This window comes from Marichromatium purpuratum 984 (assembly GCF_000224005.2).
Lineage (GTDB): Bacteria > Pseudomonadota > Gammaproteobacteria > Chromatiales > Chromatiaceae > Marichromatium > Marichromatium purpuratum.
Map to the genome: position 1 here is coordinate 159,185 of NZ_CP007031.1, position 19,261 is coordinate 178,445.

At 67.9% G+C, this 19,261-nt stretch carries 16 protein-coding genes and 2 tRNA genes; 3 read left to right on the forward strand and 15 right to left on the reverse strand.

Annotated features, from left to right (window positions below; genetic code table 11):
• Positions 1–120: 120 nt before the first annotated feature.
• Complete coding sequence (locus MARPU_RS00740) at positions 121–597, forward strand: bacteriohemerythrin (RefSeq protein ID WP_005221957.1); 477 nt, start codon at positions 121–123, stop codon at positions 595–597.
• A 24-nt stretch (positions 598–621) separates the two neighbouring features.
• Here MARPU_RS00740 and sdhB read toward each other — a convergent pair whose 3' ends face one another.
• The 4 genes from sdhB to MARPU_RS17805 all read right to left on the reverse strand — a co-directional run bounded on the left by sdhB (position 622) and on the right by MARPU_RS17805 (position 4,159).
• Positions 622–1,383, reverse strand: a complete 762-nt coding sequence (gene sdhB, locus MARPU_RS00745; protein ID WP_005221956.1) for a succinate dehydrogenase iron-sulfur subunit — start codon at positions 1,381–1,383, stop codon at positions 622–624.
• Between the two features lie 11 nt (positions 1,384–1,394).
• Positions 1,395–3,278 carry a succinate dehydrogenase (quinone) flavoprotein subunit gene (gene sdhA, locus MARPU_RS00750; RefSeq protein WP_005221955.1) on the reverse strand — a complete coding sequence of 628 codons (1,884 nt, stop codon included), beginning with the start codon at positions 3,276–3,278 and terminating at the stop codon, positions 1,395–1,397.
• A complete protein-coding gene (locus MARPU_RS00755) occupies positions 3,275–3,907 on the reverse strand; it encodes a succinate dehydrogenase (RefSeq protein WP_025275045.1) in 633 nt (210 codons plus the stop codon). Before MARPU_RS00755 ends, sdhA begins: the two co-directional genes overlap by 4 nt.
• Before the next feature lie 108 nt (positions 3,908–4,015).
• Complete coding sequence (locus MARPU_RS17805) at positions 4,016–4,159, reverse strand: hypothetical protein (protein ID WP_005221953.1); 144 nt, start codon at positions 4,157–4,159, stop codon at positions 4,016–4,018.
• Positions 4,160–4,421: 262 nt separating this feature from the next.
• On the opposite strand from MARPU_RS17805, the gene MARPU_RS00760 reads away from it, so the two are divergent.
• Positions 4,422–5,381: an endonuclease gene (locus MARPU_RS00760; protein ID WP_005221952.1), complete on the forward strand. Its 960-nt coding sequence runs from the start codon at positions 4,422–4,424 to the stop codon at positions 5,379–5,381.
• A 1-nt stretch (position 5,382) separates the two neighbouring features.
• On the opposite strand, the gene MARPU_RS16450 is transcribed toward MARPU_RS00760, so the two are convergent.
• The 5 genes from MARPU_RS16450 to MARPU_RS00785 all read right to left on the reverse strand — a co-directional run bounded on the left by MARPU_RS16450 (position 5,383) and on the right by MARPU_RS00785 (position 13,319).
• Positions 5,383–7,566, reverse strand: coding sequence for a diguanylate cyclase (locus MARPU_RS16450; protein WP_005221951.1), 2,184 nt, complete (start codon positions 7,564–7,566; stop codon positions 5,383–5,385).
• Between the two features lie 127 nt (positions 7,567–7,693).
• Positions 7,694–8,779, reverse strand: a complete 1,086-nt coding sequence (locus MARPU_RS00770; protein WP_005221950.1) for a phosphotransferase enzyme family protein — start codon at positions 8,777–8,779, stop codon at positions 7,694–7,696.
• Positions 8,769–10,985 carry a RelA/SpoT family protein gene (locus tag MARPU_RS00775; protein ID WP_005221949.1) on the reverse strand — a complete coding sequence of 739 codons (2,217 nt, stop codon included), beginning with the start codon at positions 10,983–10,985 and terminating at the stop codon, positions 8,769–8,771. Before MARPU_RS00775 ends, MARPU_RS00770 begins: the two co-directional genes overlap by 11 nt.
• Positions 10,986–11,020: 35 nt before the next feature.
• Entirely contained in the window at positions 11,021–12,256 is a 1,236-nt protein-coding gene (locus MARPU_RS00780) for a DUF1015 domain-containing protein (protein ID WP_005221947.1), read from the reverse strand.
• A gap of 55 nt (positions 12,257–12,311) precedes the next feature.
• Positions 12,312–13,319 carry an amino acid ABC transporter substrate-binding protein gene (locus MARPU_RS00785; RefSeq protein WP_005221945.1) on the reverse strand — a complete coding sequence of 336 codons (1,008 nt, stop codon included), beginning with the start codon at positions 13,317–13,319 and terminating at the stop codon, positions 12,312–12,314.
• A gap of 761 nt (positions 13,320–14,080) precedes the next feature.
• Here MARPU_RS00785 and rpoH point away from each other — a divergent pair.
• Entirely contained in the window at positions 14,081–14,920 is an 840-nt protein-coding gene (rpoH, locus tag MARPU_RS00790; protein WP_005221943.1) for an RNA polymerase sigma factor RpoH, read from the forward strand.
• Between the two features lie 119 nt (positions 14,921–15,039).
• On the opposite strand, the gene MARPU_RS00795 is transcribed toward rpoH, so the two are convergent.
• The 6 genes from MARPU_RS00795 to MARPU_RS00820 form a co-directional block, all read right to left on the reverse strand.
• Positions 15,040–15,115: transfer RNA gene (locus MARPU_RS00795), tRNA-Phe, on the reverse strand.
• A gap of 410 nt (positions 15,116–15,525) precedes the next feature.
• Positions 15,526–15,798, reverse strand: a complete 273-nt coding sequence (locus tag MARPU_RS00800; protein ID WP_005221935.1) for an oxidative damage protection protein — start codon at positions 15,796–15,798, stop codon at positions 15,526–15,528.
• 43 nt (positions 15,799–15,841) lie between these two features.
• The gene (gene mutY / locus MARPU_RS00805; RefSeq protein ID WP_005221932.1) at positions 15,842–16,924 is read right to left on the reverse strand and encodes an A/G-specific adenine glycosylase; all 1,083 of its coding nucleotides are present in this window, start codon (positions 16,922–16,924) and stop codon (positions 15,842–15,844) included.
• On the reverse strand, positions 16,921–17,238 hold the full coding sequence (locus MARPU_RS00810) for a putative signal transducing protein (protein ID WP_005221931.1): 318 nt from the start codon (positions 17,236–17,238) through the stop codon (positions 16,921–16,923). The genes mutY and MARPU_RS00810 overlap by 4 nt, the downstream gene beginning before the upstream one ends.
• Positions 17,239–17,252: 14 nt before the next feature.
• Positions 17,253–17,326, reverse strand: a tRNA-Gly gene (locus MARPU_RS00815).
• A gap of 32 nt (positions 17,327–17,358) precedes the next feature.
• Positions 17,359–19,182: an AMP-dependent synthetase/ligase gene (locus tag MARPU_RS00820; RefSeq protein ID WP_025275046.1), complete on the reverse strand. Its 1,824-nt coding sequence runs from the start codon at positions 19,180–19,182 to the stop codon at positions 17,359–17,361.
• Positions 19,183–19,261 lie beyond the last annotated feature (79 nt).

Here is a 19,261-nt window from a genome sequence, read left to right on the forward strand (position 1 = left end):
AGTCCAGTTCGTGGTCTATGCGCCATCGTCGGCGCGCATCTGGTCAAGGGTATGGCGATCGCACAGTGCCGCTCGGGCGCCGGCGGTGCGCCCGCAATCATGACGAGACGAGAGGCTCTTATGTCCAAGCTGCCCAGGTGGCGAGAGGAGTGGTCGCTGAACATCGACGTCATCGATCAGGAGCATCGTGCGCTGATCGAACGCCTCGCCGACCTCTGCCTGAGGTTCTGTCCCGAGGTCACGCCGACACGCAGTGGCGAGGCCAATGCCTTGATCGAGGCACTCGCCGAACTCGGCGAGCAGGCGCGCGCCCACTTCCTGCACGAGGAGCGGTTCATGCGCGCGATCGGTTTTGACGAGCTGCCCGAGCACCAGCGCGAGCACGCTCTGATGATGGCCGAATACACCGCGTTGCTGCGCGAGTGGCGTGCCGAGGGGGTGGAGGTGTTCACGCCTTCGATCCAGGAGACGGTGCGCGAGTGGTTGCTGGCGCACATCCTCGGCACCGATCGCGAGTTCGCCCGCGCTTATTTTCAACTCTGCGGCGGTGACGATCCGCTCGCCCCCAGCCCGCCGCGAGATCTGCATCTGGGGTGAGCGCGGCACGGGTGCCGGAGCGGGTCAGGACGACCCGAACAGATCCTTTAGCGCCTGGATCGAGGTCTGGCGTCCGAGTTCACCGATCGCAGTGGTCAGCGGGATCGCCTTGGGACAGACTCGCACGCAGTTCTGTGCGTTGCCGCAGTCGCTCAGCCCGCCCTCGGCCATGATCGCATGCAGTCGCTCGGCCTTGTCGTGGCGTCCGGTGGGGTGGGCGTTCATCAGCCGCACCTGTGCCAGCGGCGCCGGGCCGACGAACTCCGAGCCGCCGCCGAACTGCGGACAGGCGGCCATGCAGCAGCCGCAGCTCATGCAGCGGCTGTAGAGATAGTCGGCCGCCCATTGTTGCGGGGCGATGCGCGGTGGGGGCTCGTGGGTGTCCCAGGCGCCGTCGATCTCGATCCAGGCGCGGACCTTGACGAGTCCGGCGTCGATGGTGCTGCGGTCGACGAGCAGGTCGCGCACCACCGGGAACTTGGGTAGCGGTTCGAGCACGATCGGCTGTTCGAGCTGATCGATCAGCGCCGAGCAGGCCGGGCGCGGTACCCCGTTGATCAGCATTGCGCACGAGCCGCACACCTCCTCCATGCAATTGTGATCCCAGCACACCGGGTCGACGCGGCGCCCGTCGCGGGTGAGCGGGTGCTCGCGTAGTGCCATCAGCACCGAGACCACGTTGTGGTCGGGCGCATGGGGCAGTGCGAACTCCTCCCAGTAGGGCGCCGTATCGGGACCGTCCTGACGACGGATACGCAGCTCGATGGTGGAGGGTGTTTCGCGCATGACGGGGACTCTCAGCGGTAGTCGCGCGGCTCGCTCGGCGGGCAGACGCTGAGGTCGACCGCCTGGTAGTGGATGCGCGGGCGCAGCGCGGCGTACTCGGCCAGGGTCGTCTTGAGCCAGCGCGTGTTGTTCTCGCGCCAGCGGGCGCGATAGTCCTCGAACTCGGGGTCACCCGGGAAGCTGCCCTCGGGGATGGGGAGTTCGAAGGCCGGTTTGTGATGGGCGCCGCGACACTCGTCGCGGGCCAGGGCGCTGGCCGCCACCGCCTTGGCCAGCACGATCATGTCGGCGAGCTGGCGGGTGAAGACCAGGGTCTGGTTGGCCCAGCGGCTCGACTCGCCGAGCCCGACCTGCGCCAATCGCGCCTCGAGCCGGTCGAGTTCGTCGAGGGCCTGCTCCAGCCCGGCGTTGTCGCGCACCACCCCGACCCGTTCGGTCATCAGCGCCCCCAGCGCCTGGTGCAGGGTGTAGGGGTTCTCCTCGCCGTCGGCGCTCAGCAGGCGCTGGTTGATCGCCTCCTGGCGGCGACGCTCGGCGGCGATCACCGTTTCGGCCAGCGCCGGGCGCGCCGGGTCGAGCCCACGCAGATAGTTGGCCGCCGCCTCGCCCGCGACCCGCCCGGAGAAGCTCGCCGAGAGCAGTGAGTTGGCGCCGAGCCGGTTGGCGCCGTGATAGGCGTAGTCGCACTCGCCGCAGGCATAGAGCCCGGGGATGTTGGTGGCGTGGTTGCGCGCGCTGCCCGGGCGCATGCCGCCGTCGGCATCGCGCTCGAAGTCGACCCACAGCCCGCCCATGCCGTAGTGGGCGGCGGGGAAGATCTCCATCGGGGTGTCGAGCGGGTCGCTGCCGGCGAACTTGCGATAGATCTCGAGGATGGCGCCGAGCCGGGTGGCGACGAAGCGCCGATCGAGATGGGTGAGGTCGAGATAGACCCGGTCACCGCCGCCGATGCCCAGCCCGAGTTCGCGGGTGACGCGCCAGATCGCGCGCGAGGCCTCGTCGCGCGCCACGGTGTTGCCGTAGGCGGGGAAGAACTCCTCGAGGAAGTAGAAACGCTCGCGCTCGGGGATGCGGGTCGGGTCGCGGCGGTCGCCCGGGTCGCGCGGCACCCACACCCGACCGCCCTCGCCACGGGCCGCCTCGCTCATCAGCCGGGTCTTGTCGTGACCGAGCATCGCCGTCGGGTGGAACTGGAAGAACTCGCCGTTGGCGAACCAGGCGCCCTGCTGGTAGACGCGGCTGGCGGCGGCGCCGGTGGAGTTGGTCGAGGTGGTGGTCTTGGGCGCGTAGAGCTGGCCGAAGCCGCCGCTGGCGAGCACCACGGTCTCGGCGGGAAAGGCGCGCACCTCGAGGCTGCGCAGGTCCATCGCGAGGATGCCGCGACAGCGCCCGTCGGCGTCGATGAGCAGCGACAGGAACTCCCACCACTCGAACTTCTCCACCCGTCCCTGACTCTCGAGCCGGCGCACCTGCTGGTCGACGCCGTAGAGCAGCTGCTGGCCGGTACTGGCGCCGGCGAAGCAGGTACGCCGATGCTTGACGCCGCCGAACAGACGCAGGTCGAGCCCGCCCTCTGGAGTGCGCGAAAAGGTCACGCCCATGCGCGCGAAGGTACGGATCAGCCCCGGCGCCTGCTCACACAGGCTCTTGATCGGCGGCTGATTGGCGAGGTACTCGCCGCCCTTGATGGTGTCGAGGATGTGCTGTTCGATCGAGTCGCGCTCACCCTTGGTGTCGAGCACCGCGTTGATCCCGCCCTGGGCGCACACCGAGTGGCTGCGCTTGACCTCGAACAGCGAGAACAGCCGTACCGGGAAGCCGGCCTCGGCCAGACGCAGGCTCGCCCACAGCCCGCCGAGCCCGCCGCCGACGACGATCGCCCCCGGCGCGTTCATGACAGGAAACCCAGCATGCCGTGCACCCCGAGCGCGGCGAGCAGCACCCCGAACCCGGCGCAGGCCCAGGCGAAGCGCCGCTGCGCCGCCGCCGAAGTGGTCAGTCCCCAGACGATGGCCATGGTCGACAGGCCGTTGGCGAGGTGGAACACCGAGGCGATCAGCCCGACGAGATAGAGGGCGAAGAACCCGGGGTTGGAGAGCAGGGTCTGCATATGGCCATAGAGATCGTCGCGGATCGCCGACGTCCACAGCCCCTGGATGCGGGTCATGCCGACATGGAGGAGGAGGAAGAGGAGGATCGCCACCCCGGAGAGACGCTGCAGCCAATAGGCCCAGTTGCGCGCATAGCGGTAGCGGATGGGCTCGGCGCACATCTCGCGGGTGATCGCCAGCCCGATCACCGCGTGCAGCAGCAGTGGCAGGGCGATCACCAGGAGTTCGATCGGCACCAGATAGTTCAGCCCCTGAAGCGCCTCGACCACCTCGTGGTTGTAGTGTTCGGCGCCGAAGCGCGACTGCGAGTTCTCCCACAGATGGAAGATCAGGAAGGCGCCCACTGGGAGCAGCCCCAGCAGCGAGTGCAGCCGGCGCAGCACGAAATGGCGGTTTCCGATGGAGGCGGTCATCGCGCGGCCCGTGATTGGCATCCGAACCCTGAAGATAGCGCGATGCGTGAGCGTCGGGGTTGACCCGGCGCAGTCGCGCGGCCCGTCGACGGGCGCGCGCGGTCGGTCTCAGCGTTGCTCGTCCTGGTCGCTTCGCTCGTCCCGCGGGGGGTGGTCGTCGCGCTTGCGCTTGCCGAACTGCGCGTACATCAACCAGCCGAACAGTCCGAGAAACAGCGCTAGTTCGAGCGCAGCGATCGAGCTACCTTCCATCTTCTGTCTCCTGTGTCACGAGGGGGAGCCGGCCGTCGACCGGCTGGCCACAGATGGCGGTGTCGGCGGTGAATAGCAACCGCAGAGGGGCTCGTGCGTTGCTCGACGCGCCGGATCTGTTACAGTTCCGTACCCATTCTTGCTGTGCTGTACCATGTCTCGTCGTCACGCATCCAGGTCCCGCTCCCGTACCCGCTCGTCCGCTCCCTGGTCCTCGATCCTTTCCCGGTTCAGACGTCTCGGTGGTCGTGCGCGGACGCTGTTGCTCGCCACGACTCTGGTGTTCGCCGTCTCGTTGCTGCCCCAGCCCTGGGTCGAGCGGTTGCCCGAACACGCCCGTGAGGCGGTGGCGATCACCGTCGACATCCGCGAACTCGCCGTCGGTCTGGTCGCCGACACCGGCAGCTGGGCCGGCGGACTGGTGGCGGTGGTCGCCGGCTCGACCGCCGATCAGCTGCTCGCCCTCATCGATCGTCTGCCGGTGGAGCCGCCGGCCTGGTGGCCGGAGTCGGCGGCGGTGCTCGCGCCGCCGGCGCTCGACAGCCTACCGCAGGTCGCCGGCAGCTTCTCGACCGCCAAGCGCTGGCTCTACGAGGACATCTATGCCGGTCATCGCGAGACCTTCTACTGCGGCTGTCGCTATGACGCCGAGGCCCAGGTCGAACTCGGCAGTTGCGGGCTCGATGCCCTGGCCAGCAGTCGCCGGGCGCGTCGGGTCGAGGCCGAGCACGTCTTCCCGGCCGCGCAGTTCGGCAACTTCCGCCAGTGCTGGCGCGAGCCCGAGCGCTTCGCCGAGTGTCGTACCCGCAGTGGCCGCCAGCTCTCCGGGCGGGCCTGCTGCGAGCGCGTCGATCCGGTGTTTGAGGCCGCGCACAACGACCTCTACAACCTCTACCCGGCGGTGGGCCAGATCAACGGCGAGCGTTCGGACTTCAACTGGGGGATGGTCAGTGGCGGGGAGCGTTACGGCGCCTGCGAGATCCGCATCGATGCCGAGCATCGGCGGGTGGAGCCGCCGGCGCGAGTGCGCGGCGACATCGCGCGCACCATGTTCTACATGCGCGATACCTACGGGTTGCGGTTGAGTCGCCAGGACGAGCAGCTCTACACCGCCTGGAACAACGCCGACCCGCCGGATGTCTGGGAACGTGAGCGCTCGCGCCGCATCGCACGCATCCAGGGGCGCGAGAACCGCTATATCGCCGACTATCGGCGGCTCTGATTCAGGCGCACTCGACGCGGTCGCGCCCGTTGCCCTTGGCGCGATAGAGCGCCTCGTCGGCGCGCGCGAGAATGCTGTCGGGATCGGCGTCGTCGCGGCGGATCTGGGTGCAGCCGACGCTCACCCGCACGACGATGTGCGCGTCCTTGTGCTCCACTCGCAACGCGGCGATGTGGCGTCTGAGTCGCTCGGCGAAGCGACAGGCCGCGGTGAGATCACTGCCCGGCACCAGCACGGCGAACTCCTCGCCGCCGAGCCGCCCCGCGCAGTCGGTGCTGCGCAGCTCGGCGCGTAACACCTCGGTGAAGGCGCGCAGCACCGCATCGCCGCCGCCGTGTCCGTGGTTGTCGTTGATGCGCTTGAAGTGATCGAGATCGAGCATCAGGACCGCTGCCGGGGTTTGGTGGCGGCGGATGCGGTCGAGTTCACGCTGCAGCTCGGCGAAGAAGCGACGGCGGTTGGGCAGGCCGGTGAGGTCGTCGGTCTCGGCGAGTTCGCGCAGTCGTTGCTCGAGGCGCTTGCGTTCGGTCAGGTCGGTGTTGGCACCGGCGACCCGGATCGGATCCCCGCTGGCATCGCGCTGGATGAAACCGCGCGAGAGCACGGGGACATAGTGGCCATCGCGATGCAGTAGCCTGAACTCGATCGAGTAGGCGTTGGTGGTGCCGTTGAACGCCTGATCGAAGACCTCTCGGACACGCTGCTGGTCCTCGGGATGGATCAGCCGCTGCCACAGATCGCGGTTGGTCTCCAGCGCCCCCTCGTCATAGCCGAGCATCGTCCACCAGCGAGCCGAGTAGGACACCCGGTCGCGGCTCAGGTCCCAGTCCCACCAGCCGTCCTCGGTGCCGCGCAGCACCAGTGACAGACGCTCCTCGCTGATACGTAGCGCCTCGCTGGCGCGGGTGCGCTCGATGGCGATGCTGGCGAGGTTGGCGGCCAGCTCGATGCGTTCCAGGTCGTCTCTGTCAGGCCCCTGCGGATGGTCGTGATAGATGGCGAAGGTGCCGAGGATGTGCCCGTCCGAGGCGCGGATCGGCTCCGACCAACAGGCGGCGATTCCCGCCTGTCGCGCCAGCGCGCGGAATGACCGCCAGTAGGGGTGGGTGGCAATGTCCTCGACCACCACCCGCTGGCCGGTCGCTGCGGCGCTGCCGCAGGAGCCGATTCCAGGACCGATCGCGAGTCCGTCGATCGCCTGATTGTAAGCGGGAGGCAGGCTCGGTGCCGCGGCGGTATGGAGTCGTTCGCTGTCACGGTCGAGTTCGAGGATGCTGCAGCGCCCGGAACTCTCCTGCTCGAAGCCCTCGACGATGATCTTGAGCACCTCGCCCAGCGGGGCGCCGGCGACGAGCTGCTCGAGTACCTGGTTGCGCAGCCGCTCGCGTCGTTCGAGACGTCGCTGCTCGGTCATGTCGCGTCCGACCGACTGGATCTCGATCAGCTCTCCGTCAGCGTCGAAGATGGCCTGGTCGACCCATTGTACCCAGCGCCGCTCACCGTCGGCGCGCACGACCCAGTGCTCGCTGATTATCGCCGGGTTGTCGGCGTTGCAGCGGCTCATCATCGAGTCGACGAGGGCGTGTTCCTCCTGCGGCACCAGAGCCATGAAGTTTCTGCCGGTCAGCTCGGCACGGCTGTGTCCGAAGAAGGTGCAGTAGGCCTCGTTGGCGAAGGTGATGCTGTTGTCCGGGAGGAAGCGACAGACCAGGTCGCTCTGCAGCCCGACGATGGCGCGATAACGGGTCTCGCTCAGCCGGAGTCGTTGCTCGCGCGCCTTGAGGTCGGTGATCTCGGTGATGGAGAGGTCCCAGTCGTCGCCGTTGGCGCTGGGGTGGCCGTTGAGACGGATCCAGCGCAGCTCGCCGGCGCTGTCGCGGATACGGCAATCGTGCTGCCAGGGCTGGCGATCGTCGCCGGTTCCGGCGAGCCGCTGCAGCAGTGCGTCGCGATCCTCGGCGAGCACCGTCTCGATCCAGTGCGCATCGGCATCCCGGAGCGGGGGGCTGGTGCCCGGTGGTGGCAGCCGGTAGAGCGTCCAACGTCCGTCGGCGTCGACCGAGAGCCTCAGCCAGGCGCCTGCCGGCTGCATGCGCTGAGCCTCGAGACGGTTGCTGCTGTCCGTGGCGGTGGGGCCGTGGCTGGTGCTGTCCGGTTCGCGGTTGTGGCCTGGGCGACGGGGCATGATGATCGCCTGGCGAGGGGCGCGTCGCTCGTTCGTCGCATCTCTGGGTGACGGAGGGCGGCGCGTCTCGCGCATGACTGGGACGAGGTGGATAGATGCTCTCAGGTTAGCCGGTCGCGATGGCGATTCAAGCGACGCTGGTCGTCTCGGCGAAGCAGCGTCCGACCAGCGCTTCGATGTCTTCGGCCTGGCGCTCGAGGTCGGCGACCAGGGCGAACTGGACGCGCGCCTTGTGCAGATTGTCGCCATGTCGGGCGACACGGAAGTAGCGATCGCCCTGGAGGTGATCGGTGAGGAAGCGTATCCCCAGCTCGAAGGGGACCAACCGGAGCGCCTGTGGGATCAGTGCACGTTCCTCGGCATCGAGCAGTCCGTCGGTCGCGGCGGCATAGCCGCCGAGGATGGCGGCGCCGAGGCCGAGGTCGAAGCGGGCGCTCGCGCCGCGCTCGCCGGCGCGGTTGCAGCACGAGCGCAGACAGTCGCCGAGGTCGTGGTGGATCAGCCCGGGCTGGACGGTATCGAGGTCGATCAGCGCCACCACGCGGCTCGCGTCGGTCGAGAACAGCAGGTTGTCGAGCTTGGGGTCGCCGTGGACGACGCGCTCGCCGATCCGCCCCTCGGCGCGGGCGGTGGCGAGCGTCGCGGCCAGCGGGGCGCGCCGTGCGACGAAGTCGAGGCACTCGGCGAGCGTCGGGTCGTGCCGCGCCGCCGGGGTGTCGAGTCGCCGCAACCCGGCGAGATAGGCCGGGGTGTCGTGGAAACCGGGCAGGGCAACCTGCAGCGGCAGCGGGGCATGCCGGGCGAGGGTGCGATGGAAGCGCCCGAGCGCCTCGCCCACCGCCCTGGCCTGGGCGGGGCGATCGAGCCGGGCGAGACCGCGGCTGGGGGCGATGAAGCGGGTCAGCCGCCAGCACGCGCCGCTGTCGTCGTGGCGGGCGAAGCCGCCGTCACGAGTTGGCAGGGGGGCCGGGATGTCGAGTCCGGGGGTGTCCCAGACCGCGGCGAGCGCGACCTGGTTGGCGATCACCCGCGCCGGGTCGGGGAAGACCTGGGCATTGATCCGTTGCAACACGTAACGCTGCTCACCGAGCCGCACCGCGAAGCTGTCGTTGATCAGGCCGCCGCCGAGCGGGGCGATCGCGGCGCGCTCGGGGTCGCCGGCGAGCGCGAAACCGGCAAGCAGTGCATGCAGCTGCGCCGGTTCAATCGGCACGCCGCACCTCGAGCACGTCGGGGAGCTGACGCAACCTGACCAGCACCCGGCCGAGCTGGTCCTGGTCGCGGACCTCGATGGTGAAGCGCATCGAGGCGGTGTCGGTGGTGCGCTCGGAATGGGTCTCGACGCCGAGCACGTCGAGGTCGTCATCGACGAACACCGAGGAGACGTCGCGCAACAGCCCCTTGCGATCGGCAGCGATCACCAGCAGGTCGACCGGGTAGCTGGCCTCGACCGGGGCATCGGCCCAGCGCACCGAGATCAGCCGTTCAGCCTCATCCGGGGGCAGGTGGCGGACGTTGCTGCAGTCGCGCCGGTGGATGGTGACGCCGCGCCCGCGGGTGACGAAGCCGATGATCGGATCGTGCGGGACCGGTTTGCAGCACTGCGCCATCTGGGTCATCAGGTCATCGACGCCCTCGACGACGACCGCGCTGCTCGGTTCGCTGCGCTGGCGCTGGGGGTGATGACGCGGCTTGTGCTCGGGCTCCCTGGTGTGCTCGGCGCGCGGCTCGCCGACCTGGCGCGCGACCTGGCCGACCGGCACGTCGCCACGACCGATGGCGGCCAGCAGATCCTCGCCGCGCTTGAAGTTGAAGCGCTCGGCGAGCGCCTCGAGCTGGGGCTTCTCGACGATCCCCAGACGGGCGATCTCGCGCTCGAGCAGGCCCCGGCCCTCGTGGGCGTGCTGCTCCAGGTCCTGTTGCTTGAACCACTGGCGCACCCGGTTGCGCGCGCGCGCCGTGGTCAGGTAGCCGTGGTGGGGGCTGAGCCAGTCGCGGCTGGGGGTGGCGTTCTTCTGGGTGAGGATCTCGACGGTGTCGCCGCTCTCGAGCCGCTGGTGCAGTGGCACGATGCGAGCGTTGACGCGCGCCCCCCGGCAGCGGTTGCCGACCTCGGAGTGGATGGCGTAGGCGAAGTCGAGCGGTGTCGCCCCCTTGGGCAGCTCGATGACCTTGGCGTGCGGCGTGAGCACATAGATGTGCACCGGCTCGAACTCCTGACGGAAGCGTTCGAGCACCTCGCCGGGGTCCTCCAGCTCGCCCTTGAGTTCGAGCCAGTTGCGCATCCATACCAGGCGACGCTGGAAGGCCGCATCGTGGCCCTTGGCCTCCTTGTAGGCCCAGTGCGCGGCGACGCCGAACTCGGCGTGGCGATGCATCTCGTAGGTGCGGATCTGCACCTCCAGCGACTTGTCGCCGGGACCGATCACCGCGGTGTGCAGCGACTGGTACATGTTGCCCTTGGGGGTGGCGATGTAGTCGTCGAACTCCTTGGGGATGTGGCGCCACAAGCCATGGACGATACCGAGCGCGGCATAACAGTCGGCGACGCTCTCGACCATGATGCGCACCGCGCGCAGGTCGAAGATCTCCTCGATGTCGACGCCCTTGCGGCGCATCTTCTTCCAGATGCTGTAGATGTGCTTGGGCCGACCGGTGATCTCGGCGCTGATGCCGCTGCTGGCGAACTTCTCGTTGAGGATCTCCATCACCGAGGCGATGTAGTGCTCGCGCTCCTCGCGCCGCTCGGCCAGCAGCCGGGCGATGCGCTTGTACTCCTCGGGCTGGAGATAGCGCAGGCTGAGATCCTCGAGTTCCCACTTGAGCTGCCACACCCCGAGACGGTTGGCCAGCGGCGCATAGACCCGCTCGGTATCGCGCGCGATGCGAGTGCGACGACGGATCTCGAGGTCCTTGATCGCGCGCATCAGGTGCACCCGCTCGGCGAGCACCACCAGCACCACGCGTACGTCCTCGGCGATACCGAGCAGCAGGCGGCGCAGGTTCTCCTCGTGCTGTGACTGGTCCTTGGCGGCGATGATGGCGTCGACATTGGCCAGCTGTCCGATCCGCGACAGGTCGTCGACCATGCGCGCGACATTGGCGCCGAAGCGCTGCTCGATGTCGGCGAGGCTGGTGGCCTGCGCCTCCAGGCTGCCGTTGAGCAGCGCCGCCACCAGGGTCTCGTCGTCCATCTCCAAGCCAGCCAGGATGTCGGCGGTGGAGAGCAGGTGACGCACCCGGGTCTCGCCGGTCTCGATGCGCTGGTCGCCGTGGATACGGGTGAGCATCGCGCAGGCGCCGGCGATGGCCTCGAGGCCGGCGGGCTGATAGCGCCCCTCGAGGCTCTCGAGCCAGTGGCGGATCGCGTGTTCGTCGTCGCCGCGGTCGGCGGGCAGGTTGTAGGTGGGTCTGACCATCGTCTTCGGTTGTCGTCTTCCGTCGTCTTGCAGTGTCAGTCCAGGACGTGGCTCACCAGTCCGTCGGCGAGCTTGGGTTCGAACCAGGTGGACTTGGGCGGCATCACCGCGCCGGCGTCGGCGACGGCGAGCAGCGATGCCATGGGGGTGGGGTGGAGGGCGAGCGCGAGCGCCATCTCGCCGCTGTCGACGCGTTGCTGCAGCCCGTCGAGTCCGCGGATGCCGCCGACGAAGTCGATGCGCGAGTCGCGGCGCGGGTCGTCGATGCCGAGCAGTGGCTCGATCAGGTGTTGCTGGAGCAGGCTGACATCGAGGCTGGCGACCGGGTCGTCGGCGGGGATCCGGTCGGGGGCGAGCGTCAATCGGTACCAGTGCCCGGCGAGATAGAGCCCGAACTCGCCGGGGCGCGCGGGCGCGACCGGGGTGTCCGCCGGGTCGACGGTGAAGCGCTCGGCGATGGCCGCGAGCAGCGTCTCCGGGCTGTGGCCGTTGAGATCGCGCACCACCCGGTTGTAGTCGAGGATGCGCAGCTGATCGTGGGGGAAGATCACCGCGAGGAAGGATTCGTGCGCACCGCCCGGCGCGGCGCCGGCCTCACGGCGGGCGGCGGCCACCCGCGAGGCGGCCGCCGAGCGGTGATGGCCGTCGGCGACATAGAGCGTGTCGATCGCGGCGAAGGCGGCGTCGATTGCGGCCACCTGCGCTGGTTCGCCGAGCCGCCACAGCTCGTGGCGTACGCCGTCGGCTGCGGTGACGTCGACCTCGGGTGGCTGCTCGGTGGTCGCGACGAGCAGGTCGTCGACCGCAGCCTGGGCGCGGTAGGCGAGGAACACCGGGCCGGTCTGGGCGTCGAGTGCCTCGATCTGGCGCACTCGGTCGTCCTCCTTGGCCGGGCGGGTGAACTCGTGGCGCTTGATCCGTCCGCTGTCATAGGCCGCCACCGAGGCGGCGGCGACCAATCCGGTTTGGCGGTGTCCGTCCATGGTCAGCCGATAGATGTAGTAGCTCGGGGTCGGGTCGCGTCGCAGCACGCCGGCCTCGAGCATGTGCTCGAGGTTGGCGCGAGCCCGGGCATAGACGCTCGGGTCATGGGGATCGGTGCCCTCCGGCAGGTCGACCTCGGCGCGCGAGATGTGCAGGAAGCTCCAGGGGCGCTCGTCCACCAGCGCGCGTGCCTCTGCGACGTTGATGACGTCATAGGGCGGGGCGATGACGGCCTCGGCGCGACCGGGTGCCGGGCGCAGGCCGGTGAAGGGCTTGATCAGGGACATGGGGTCTCTCGCTGTTGAGTGGTCCAGGGAATGATGGCCTCGTGGGCGAATCTCGTCAGCGGCTCGGCGGTGCGTAGAGGATGCCGCCGTCGCGCCAGAGCGCGTTGAGGCCGCGCCTGATCCCGAGCGGCGAGAGCGCGCCAAGGTTGCGCTCGAACAGCTCGGCATAGTTGCCGACCTGGGCAATGATGCGCTGGCGCCAGCCTGGTGTCAGGCCGAGTCGGGCGCTGATCCGGGCATCGTCATCCGAGAGTACCGGAGTGCCGTCCGTCATGGACATGCTGAGGCTGTAGCTGTCGATGCCTTGCTCCTCGGCATCGATCAGCACGAACAGCGTCCAGCGCACGATGTCGAACCAGCGTCGGTCGTCGTCGCGTACCGCCGGCGAGAGCGGCTCCTTGGAGATCACCTCGGGGAGGATACGGTGCCTGGTGTCGCTCCGCGGCAGCATCGAGCGTATCGCGAACAGCTGTGACTGGTCGGTGCTCAATGTCTCGCACTGATGATCCAGGTAGGCCTGGGTGGCGCTGCGGATATCGGCGCTGATGACGAGCCGTGCGCGCATCCGGTGGCGCGCGAGATAGTCAGTGACATTGTCCGGCCCCGTACCCCCGGCGATCACGCAGATCGACTGGTCGTCGAGTTCGAGCGCGCTTTGAATGATGCTGTCGTCATGGACCATGAAGCCCTGACCATCGTGATAGAGGACGCCGACGAAGGTGATGCCGGGCTCGGTATCGCGCGTCAGGGTCCAGGTGGTGTTGCGTGCCAACAGATCGAATTCGCCGTCGCGCAGTCGTGCGAGACGATCTTTCGGGGATGTGGTGATGAAGCGTACGCGCCGGGCATCGCCGAGCGTGGCGGCGGCCACCGCGCGACAGAAGTCGACATCGAATCCGTGCCAGTGGCCGTCGGCGTCGCGGTGCGACAGCCCGGGTACGTCCTGATTGACCCCACAGCGTAGCTCGCCGCGCGCGCGGACCTCGTCGAGAGTGTCGGCGTTGCCCGAGGCGAGGGTGGTGGCGAGGATCAGGCCGATGAGCCATTGCTGTCGAGTCCGCATCGCAAGTCTCCGCTGGACGGTCGCTCGAGGGAAAGGTCTTCAGCGCCGCGGCCGACGGTCGCCTGGGCGTCCGGAGCGGGTCGCTGCATCCGCTTGCGGTGAGCCTGGCGGCGCTGGCCGTTGTCGATGTGACGCCGGACATGCCCGAGGTGTCGTCGAGCAGGCCATCTCCGCCGGGCGCGAGTCCTCTGGTGGCGGAGCGTGGTCGTGGACGGCGATCTTCGGGCGGAGGTCGGCGATCATCGGGCAGGGCGGTGCGGATCGGTCCATGTCTTCAGGAAGCGACCACACCGATGCCATGAGCTGGAGGTCTCTCGTTGTCTGGCATCCGCATCCCTTCTCCGGTCTGGATGTAACCAACTATCTTTTCAGTATCGTCCTCGCGGCGCAATGCTCCGACCTGGCCCGAGATTGTCGGCGCCATAGCGACGGAAGAGCCGCTGTTCAGGTTTTGTCCAACTCTCGGAGACCTTCTCGACACTCGCTCATCTCTCGGTGGAGATGCCCGGAATGATCTTGAGTGATTTTTTAACTAACTGTTTTTTTGAATAAAAAAACAGTTATCAGCTTCGCCTATGGTTGTTATCGAAAGATACGATCCCTGATTAACCGCTCGGATCTTGTTCCTATGCCGATGCTTGCCTAGAGTCTGATTGAACTTTTGTCGTGCTCCAGCCTCAAAATCCGCGGCAAAAGTGCTGGCATATTCCTTAGCGCACTGCTAGGATAATTATCCAAGCTTACAACTCAGGTGTTGGACTATGGCGAAGGATCTCACTCTCGTGCCTACGGGCACCATCGATGCCTACATCAGCGCCGCGTACCAGATCCCAGTCCTGACTGCAGAGGAAGAGCGCTCCCTGGCCGTGCAGCTGCGCGATCATGGAGATGCCCATGCGGCCAAGCGGTTGGTGACCTCGCACCTGCGCTTCGTGATCCGCATCGCTCGCGGCTATCTCGGCTACGGTTTGCCGTTACCCGACCTGATCCAGGAAGGCACCGTGGGCCTGATGAAGGCGGTGCGTCGCTTCGAGCCCGACATGGGCGTGCGTCTGGTCTCCTTCGCGGTGCACTGGATCCGCGCCGAGATCCACGAGTACATCCTGCGCAACTGGCGCATCGTCAAGGTCGCCACCACCAAGGCCCAGCGCAAGCTGTTCTTCAACCTGCGTAGTGCCAAGAAGCGTCTGGGCTGGTTCACCCGTCAGGAGGTCGAGGACGTGGCCGCCGATCTCGGGGTCAAGCCGGAGACGGTGTTGCAGATGGAGTCGCGTCTGGCCAACCAGGACCTGTCGTTCGACGGTCTCGACGACGATGACGACGACGCCCCCTCGGCGCCCTCGACCTATCTGCCCGACAACAGCATGGAGCCGGGCCGGTTGCTCGAACGCGAGGACTCCGAGCGCAATCAACGCGAGCGTCTCTATGCCGCACTCCAGGGGCTCGATGAGCGCAGCAAGACCATCCTGCGCGAGCGCTGGCTTTCTGAGCGCAAGCAGACCCTGCACGAGTTGGCCGAACAGTTCGGCGTCTCGGCCGAGCGCATCCGCCAGATCGAGAAGAACGCGATGAAGAAGCTGCGCCTGCAGTTGGAGATATGATGAGCCCGGGCGCGCTGGATGCGCGCAGCCCTCACCGAGGCCCGCCATGTGCGGGCCTTTTTTGTGATCCCGAGACAAAGAAAAAGGCCCGTCGATGACATCGACGGGCCTTTTCATGATGGTGCCCAGGGACAGAATCGAACTGCCGACACGGGGATTTTCAATCCCCTGCTCTACCAACTGAGCTACCTGGGCAGGTAGTTCATGTGCAAGCGTGCTGCTTGGCTTGAGCGCAGTATTAAACCAACCGAATTTTGGTCCGTCAAGTCTTTTTTCAAGCTCTCAGTCGCCAGTCGCCAGTCGCCAGTCGCCAGCCGCCAGTCGCCAGCCGCTTGAACCGCAAAGCCGCGAAGAAGGAAAGAGCTTCCGGCGATCAGCCTCCAGCTGCCAGTGGCTGTCTGCCTTCGAGTGTTGGCACGCCACCCGGTGTGCCGACAGTGAATGGAGCGTGGCGCTATCGTCGAGGGCGTCCCTCCACTGGCGGCTGGCCGCTGGTGGCTGGCAGCTTGAATCACTTTGCGCCCTTCGCGCCTTTGCGGTTCAATTCGCTGGTCGCTGGTCGCTGGTCGCTGGTCGCTGGTCGCTGGTCGCTGGTCGCTGGTCGCTCAACTGCCTGGTGGCACATAGCCCTCGGGCAGTTCGGCGCCCTCGCCGAAGAAGAAGTGTTCCATCTGGGTCTCGAGGAAGCGGCGGGCCTTGGGGTCCATCGGACTCAGGCGGTTCTCGTTGATCAGCATGGTCTGGTGACGCAGCCATTCCTGCCAGGCCTGTTTCGAGACCTGCTCGAAGATGCGTGCGCCCAGCGGGCCAGGGTAGGGTTGGCGGTCGAGTCCCTCGGCCTCCAGGCCGAGCTTCACGCAGTGCACGGTACGGCTCATGCTCCGACTCCTGTTGGGCGTGACGGTCACGGAGATCGAGGGGTCAGAGCCGTTGGAGGATATCCGCCACCGGCGCCGGCAGACCGATCGCGGTGCGCTCCCCGGGTGGGCTCCAGCGCCATCCGTCCTCGCCCACGTCGGCCTCGGGGGCGGTCAGCCCGAGCGCTACGACCTCGATCTCCAGTATGAAGTGGGTAAAGGTGTGACGGCGTCCGGGCAGGGTTTCAACCGTATCCGGAGCGCGGTTGAAGCGGTCCAGGCACCAGCTGCTCGGGTCGCTGTCGGGGGGAATCTCGGGCAGGCTCCAGAGCCCGCCCCAGATACCGCTCGCGGGACGGCGCTCGAGCAGGACGGCGCCGGTGTCGTCGCGGACCAGCAGCATCCGGGTGCGGCGTTCGGGTAGTGTGCGCCGCGGACGCGGTGCCGGCAGCTCGCGCTGGCGTCCCTGGTGCAGGGCCTGGCAGCGCGCGGCGAGCGGACAGTGCGCGCAGTCCGGGGTGGCACGGGTACAGCGGGTGGCGCCGAGATCCATCATCGCCTGGTTGTAGGCGCCGGTGCGTTGGTGCGGGGTGCAGCGCTCGCTGAGTTGCCACAGCCGTTTGAGCACCGCGCTCTGTCCCGGCCAGCCGTCGATGGCGAAGCAGCGCGCCAGCACCCGCTTGACGTTGCCGTCGAGGATCGGGTGGGGCTGGCCGTCGGCGAGCGAGAGGATGGCGCCGGCGGTGGAGCGACCGATGCCGGGGAGTGCCTCGACCGCTGTCAGGGTGTCGGGGAAGCGCCCGCCGTGGCTCTCGACGACGGTACGCGCGGCGCGGTGCAGGTTGCGCGCGCGGGCGTAGTAGCCGAGCCCGGACCACAGCGACAGCACCTCGTCGAGCGGGGCTGCGGCCAGGCTCGCCAAGTCCGGAAAGCGCGTCATGAAGCGCGCGAAGTAGGGGATCACTACCGCCACCTGGGTCTGCTGCAGCATGATCTCCGAGACCCACACCCGGTAGCGGGTCGGCTCATGCTGCCAGGGCAGGTCCTTGCGTCCGTGCCGGTCGAACCAGTCGAGCACGGCGGCGGCGAAATCGGTCGATGGCCAGGGGGCAGGCGGCTCGCTGGCGAAGAGGTCGGGTGTGCTCATTCGGGGTAGGAGGTCGCGCAATTCCAACACAGGGCGAATCCGGCCTCGACCTGCTCACCGCAGTGCGGGCAGGTCCAGGCCGGGGTCGGGTGGCCGCCGAGCCCCTCGCGCAGGAAACTCGCGAGCACGGCCTCGGCACGCTCACGATCGTCGTCGTCGATGAGCCAGAGGGTCGGATGGATGTCGAGCGGCAGCTCGCCCGCGGCACCGGCAAGAGCGTCGCCGAGGATGACGGTACGGATCAGATGGCGATCGAGCAGATCGTGGAGGAGCTGTGCCTCGATGCGGTCGCCTGCTTGATAGAGTGGACGCATAGAGGACTGGGGAGTGGAGCGGGTGATGGGAATCGAACCCACGTCATCAGCTTGGGAAGCTGAGGTTCTACCATTGAACTACACCCGCATTCGTCCCCGATTGTATGCGTTCAGCCCCGCTCAGGCAAGCTCCGAGTCCTTGTACATGTGCTCGATGGCCGTCTGGTAGCGCTCGATCACCTTGTTGCGCTTGACCTTGAGGGTCGGGGTCAGCAACCCGTTCTCGATGGTCCAGGGTTCCAGGGTGAGAGTGACGCGGCGGATCTTGGCGTAGCCCGGGAAGTCGCGCAGCGCCATGCGGGTGCGCTTGACCGCCTCCTTGTGCAGCCGAGCGTTGGCGAGGCTCGTCGGGTCCTCGGGCTCGAGTCCGAGTTCGAGCGCGAGCCCCGGCCAGAGATCGGGGTTGAGTACCAGCAGCGCGCTGAGATAGGACTGCCCCTCGCCGAGTACCACCACCTGATCGAACAGCGGGTCGAGTGCGATGGCCAGCTCCATGTCGCCGGGTGGGACTTTCTCGCCGTTGGAGAGCACCAGGATGTCCTTGATGCGCCCGGTGATGTAGATGTGGTTGTCCTCGATGCGCGCCTGGTCGCCGGTGTGCAGCCAGCCGTCCTGGGCGAGCATCTTGGCGGTGGCGGCGTGGTTGTTCCAGTAACCGAGCATGGTGTTGTCGCCACGCACCAGCAGCTCGCTCTCCGGGCCGATGCGCACCTGCAGCCCGCGCAGCGGCACGCCGACGCTCGCCGGAATGTTCGACTGCAGGGTGTTGAAGCTGATCACCGGGCTGGTCTCGGTGAGGCCGTAGCCCTGCAGCAGCGGCACGCCGAGACCGATGAAGGTGCGCGCGACCTCGGTCGACAGCGGCGCCCCGCCGCTGACGGTGGCGCGCAGGCGTCCGCCGAGTCGTTGCTGGACCGGGAGCGCGACCTTGCGCCGCAGCAGCGGCCAGACGAGCAGCCAGGGATGCCAGCCGGCGCGGCCCTGTTCGCGCTCGAAGGTGCGCCAACCGGCGGCCACCGCAGCGTTGAACAGCCAGCGTGCTGGCTTGGGTCGCTTGTCGAGTTGATCGAGGATGCGCTGGTAGACGCGCTCGAACACTCGCGGCACGGCGATCATCGCCGTCGGGCGGATGGTCTGCAGGTCCTCGGCGAGCTGGCCGATCGAGCGCGCATAGGCCACGCGCGAGCCGGCCATCATTGGCAGATAGTAGCTGCCGGTGCGCTCGAGCATGTGCGAGAGCGGCAGGAAGGAGAGGAAGACGTCCTCGCCGTAGACATCGATCTGGGTCAGCGCGCCGTGGGCGTTGCTGAGGATGTTGCGGTGGCTGAGCATCACCCCCTTGGGGCGACCCGTGGTGCCCGAGGTGTAGACGATGGTCGCCAGCGCGTCGGGATCTCCCTCGCGCGAGGTCGACGCCGGGGCCGTGGCCGGCAGCCAGTCCTCGGCGACCACCACCCGGGGGTCGGTCGCGGCGCAGGCGCGCGAGGCCTCGCTCGCCTCCAGCAACACCACCCGCAGCGGCCAGGGCGAGTCGCCGATGGCCTCGGCCAGACGACGCCAGCGACCGAGATCCTGCACCAGCAGCACCTTCACCGCGGCATCGTTGAGGATGTAGGCGGCGTTGTCGGCGCGGTCGTCGGTGTAGAGCGGGACCGTCACCAGACCGAGCCCGAGCGCGGCCTGGTCGAACATCACCCACTCGGGACAGTTGCGCAGCAGGATCGCGACCCGGTCACCGGGCTCGAGCTGCTCGTCGGCGAGCGCCTGACGCCAGCGCGCCGTCGCCTCACCGACCTCGGCCCAGGTCAGATCCCTCCACCCGCTGCCGCGCTCGAAATGGGTGTAGGCGATGCGCTGTGGCGAGCGTGCCACCCGTTGCAGGAAGAGCCCGTCCAGGGTTCTTGCTCGGTCGATCGGGATCAAATCCTCGGACCATCGGCTCACGAAACTGCCCTCTCCGCCGTGTTGCTGTCTGGACCGGACGGTCTGGCGTCGACCGTCCGTCTGGATGCGCTCGAGCCCC

Excerpts from the sequence above, each read along its gene's own strand:
- MARPU_RS16450 (WP_005221951.1), bottom strand. The coding sequence starts at position 7,566 with ATGCCCCGTCGCCCAGGCCACAACCGCGAACCGGACAGCACCAGCCAC.
- MARPU_RS00775 (WP_005221949.1), bottom strand. The coding sequence starts at position 10,985 with ATGGTCAGACCCACCTACAACCTGCCCGCCGACCGCGGCGACGACGAA.
- rpoH (WP_005221943.1), top strand. The coding sequence starts at position 14,081 with ATGGCGAAGGATCTCACTCTCGTGCCTACGGGCACCATCGATGCCTAC.
- MARPU_RS00740 (WP_005221957.1), top strand. The coding sequence starts at position 121 with ATGTCCAAGCTGCCCAGGTGGCGAGAGGAGTGGTCGCTGAACATCGAC.
- MARPU_RS17805 (WP_005221953.1), bottom strand. The coding sequence starts at position 4,159 with ATGGAAGGTAGCTCGATCGCTGCGCTCGAACTAGCGCTGTTTCTCGGA.
- MARPU_RS00800 (WP_005221935.1), bottom strand. The coding sequence starts at position 15,798 with ATGAGCCGTACCGTGCACTGCGTGAAGCTCGGCCTGGAGGCCGAGGGA.
- mutY (WP_005221932.1), bottom strand. The coding sequence starts at position 16,924 with ATGAGCACACCCGACCTCTTCGCCAGCGAGCCGCCTGCCCCCTGGCCA.
- MARPU_RS00755 (WP_025275045.1), bottom strand. The coding sequence starts at position 3,907 with ATGACCGCCTCCATCGGAAACCGCCATTTCGTGCTGCGCCGGCTGCAC.
- MARPU_RS00780 (WP_005221947.1), bottom strand. The coding sequence starts at position 12,256 with ATGTCCCTGATCAAGCCCTTCACCGGCCTGCGCCCGGCACCCGGTCGC.
- MARPU_RS00810 (WP_005221931.1), bottom strand. The coding sequence starts at position 17,238 with ATGCGTCCACTCTATCAAGCAGGCGACCGCATCGAGGCACAGCTCCTC.
- MARPU_RS00785 (WP_005221945.1), bottom strand. The coding sequence starts at position 13,319 with ATGCGGACTCGACAGCAATGGCTCATCGGCCTGATCCTCGCCACCACC.
- sdhA (WP_005221955.1), bottom strand. The coding sequence starts at position 3,278 with ATGAACGCGCCGGGGGCGATCGTCGTCGGCGGCGGGCTCGGCGGGCTG.
- sdhB (WP_005221956.1), bottom strand. The coding sequence starts at position 1,383 with ATGCGCGAAACACCCTCCACCATCGAGCTGCGTATCCGTCGTCAGGAC.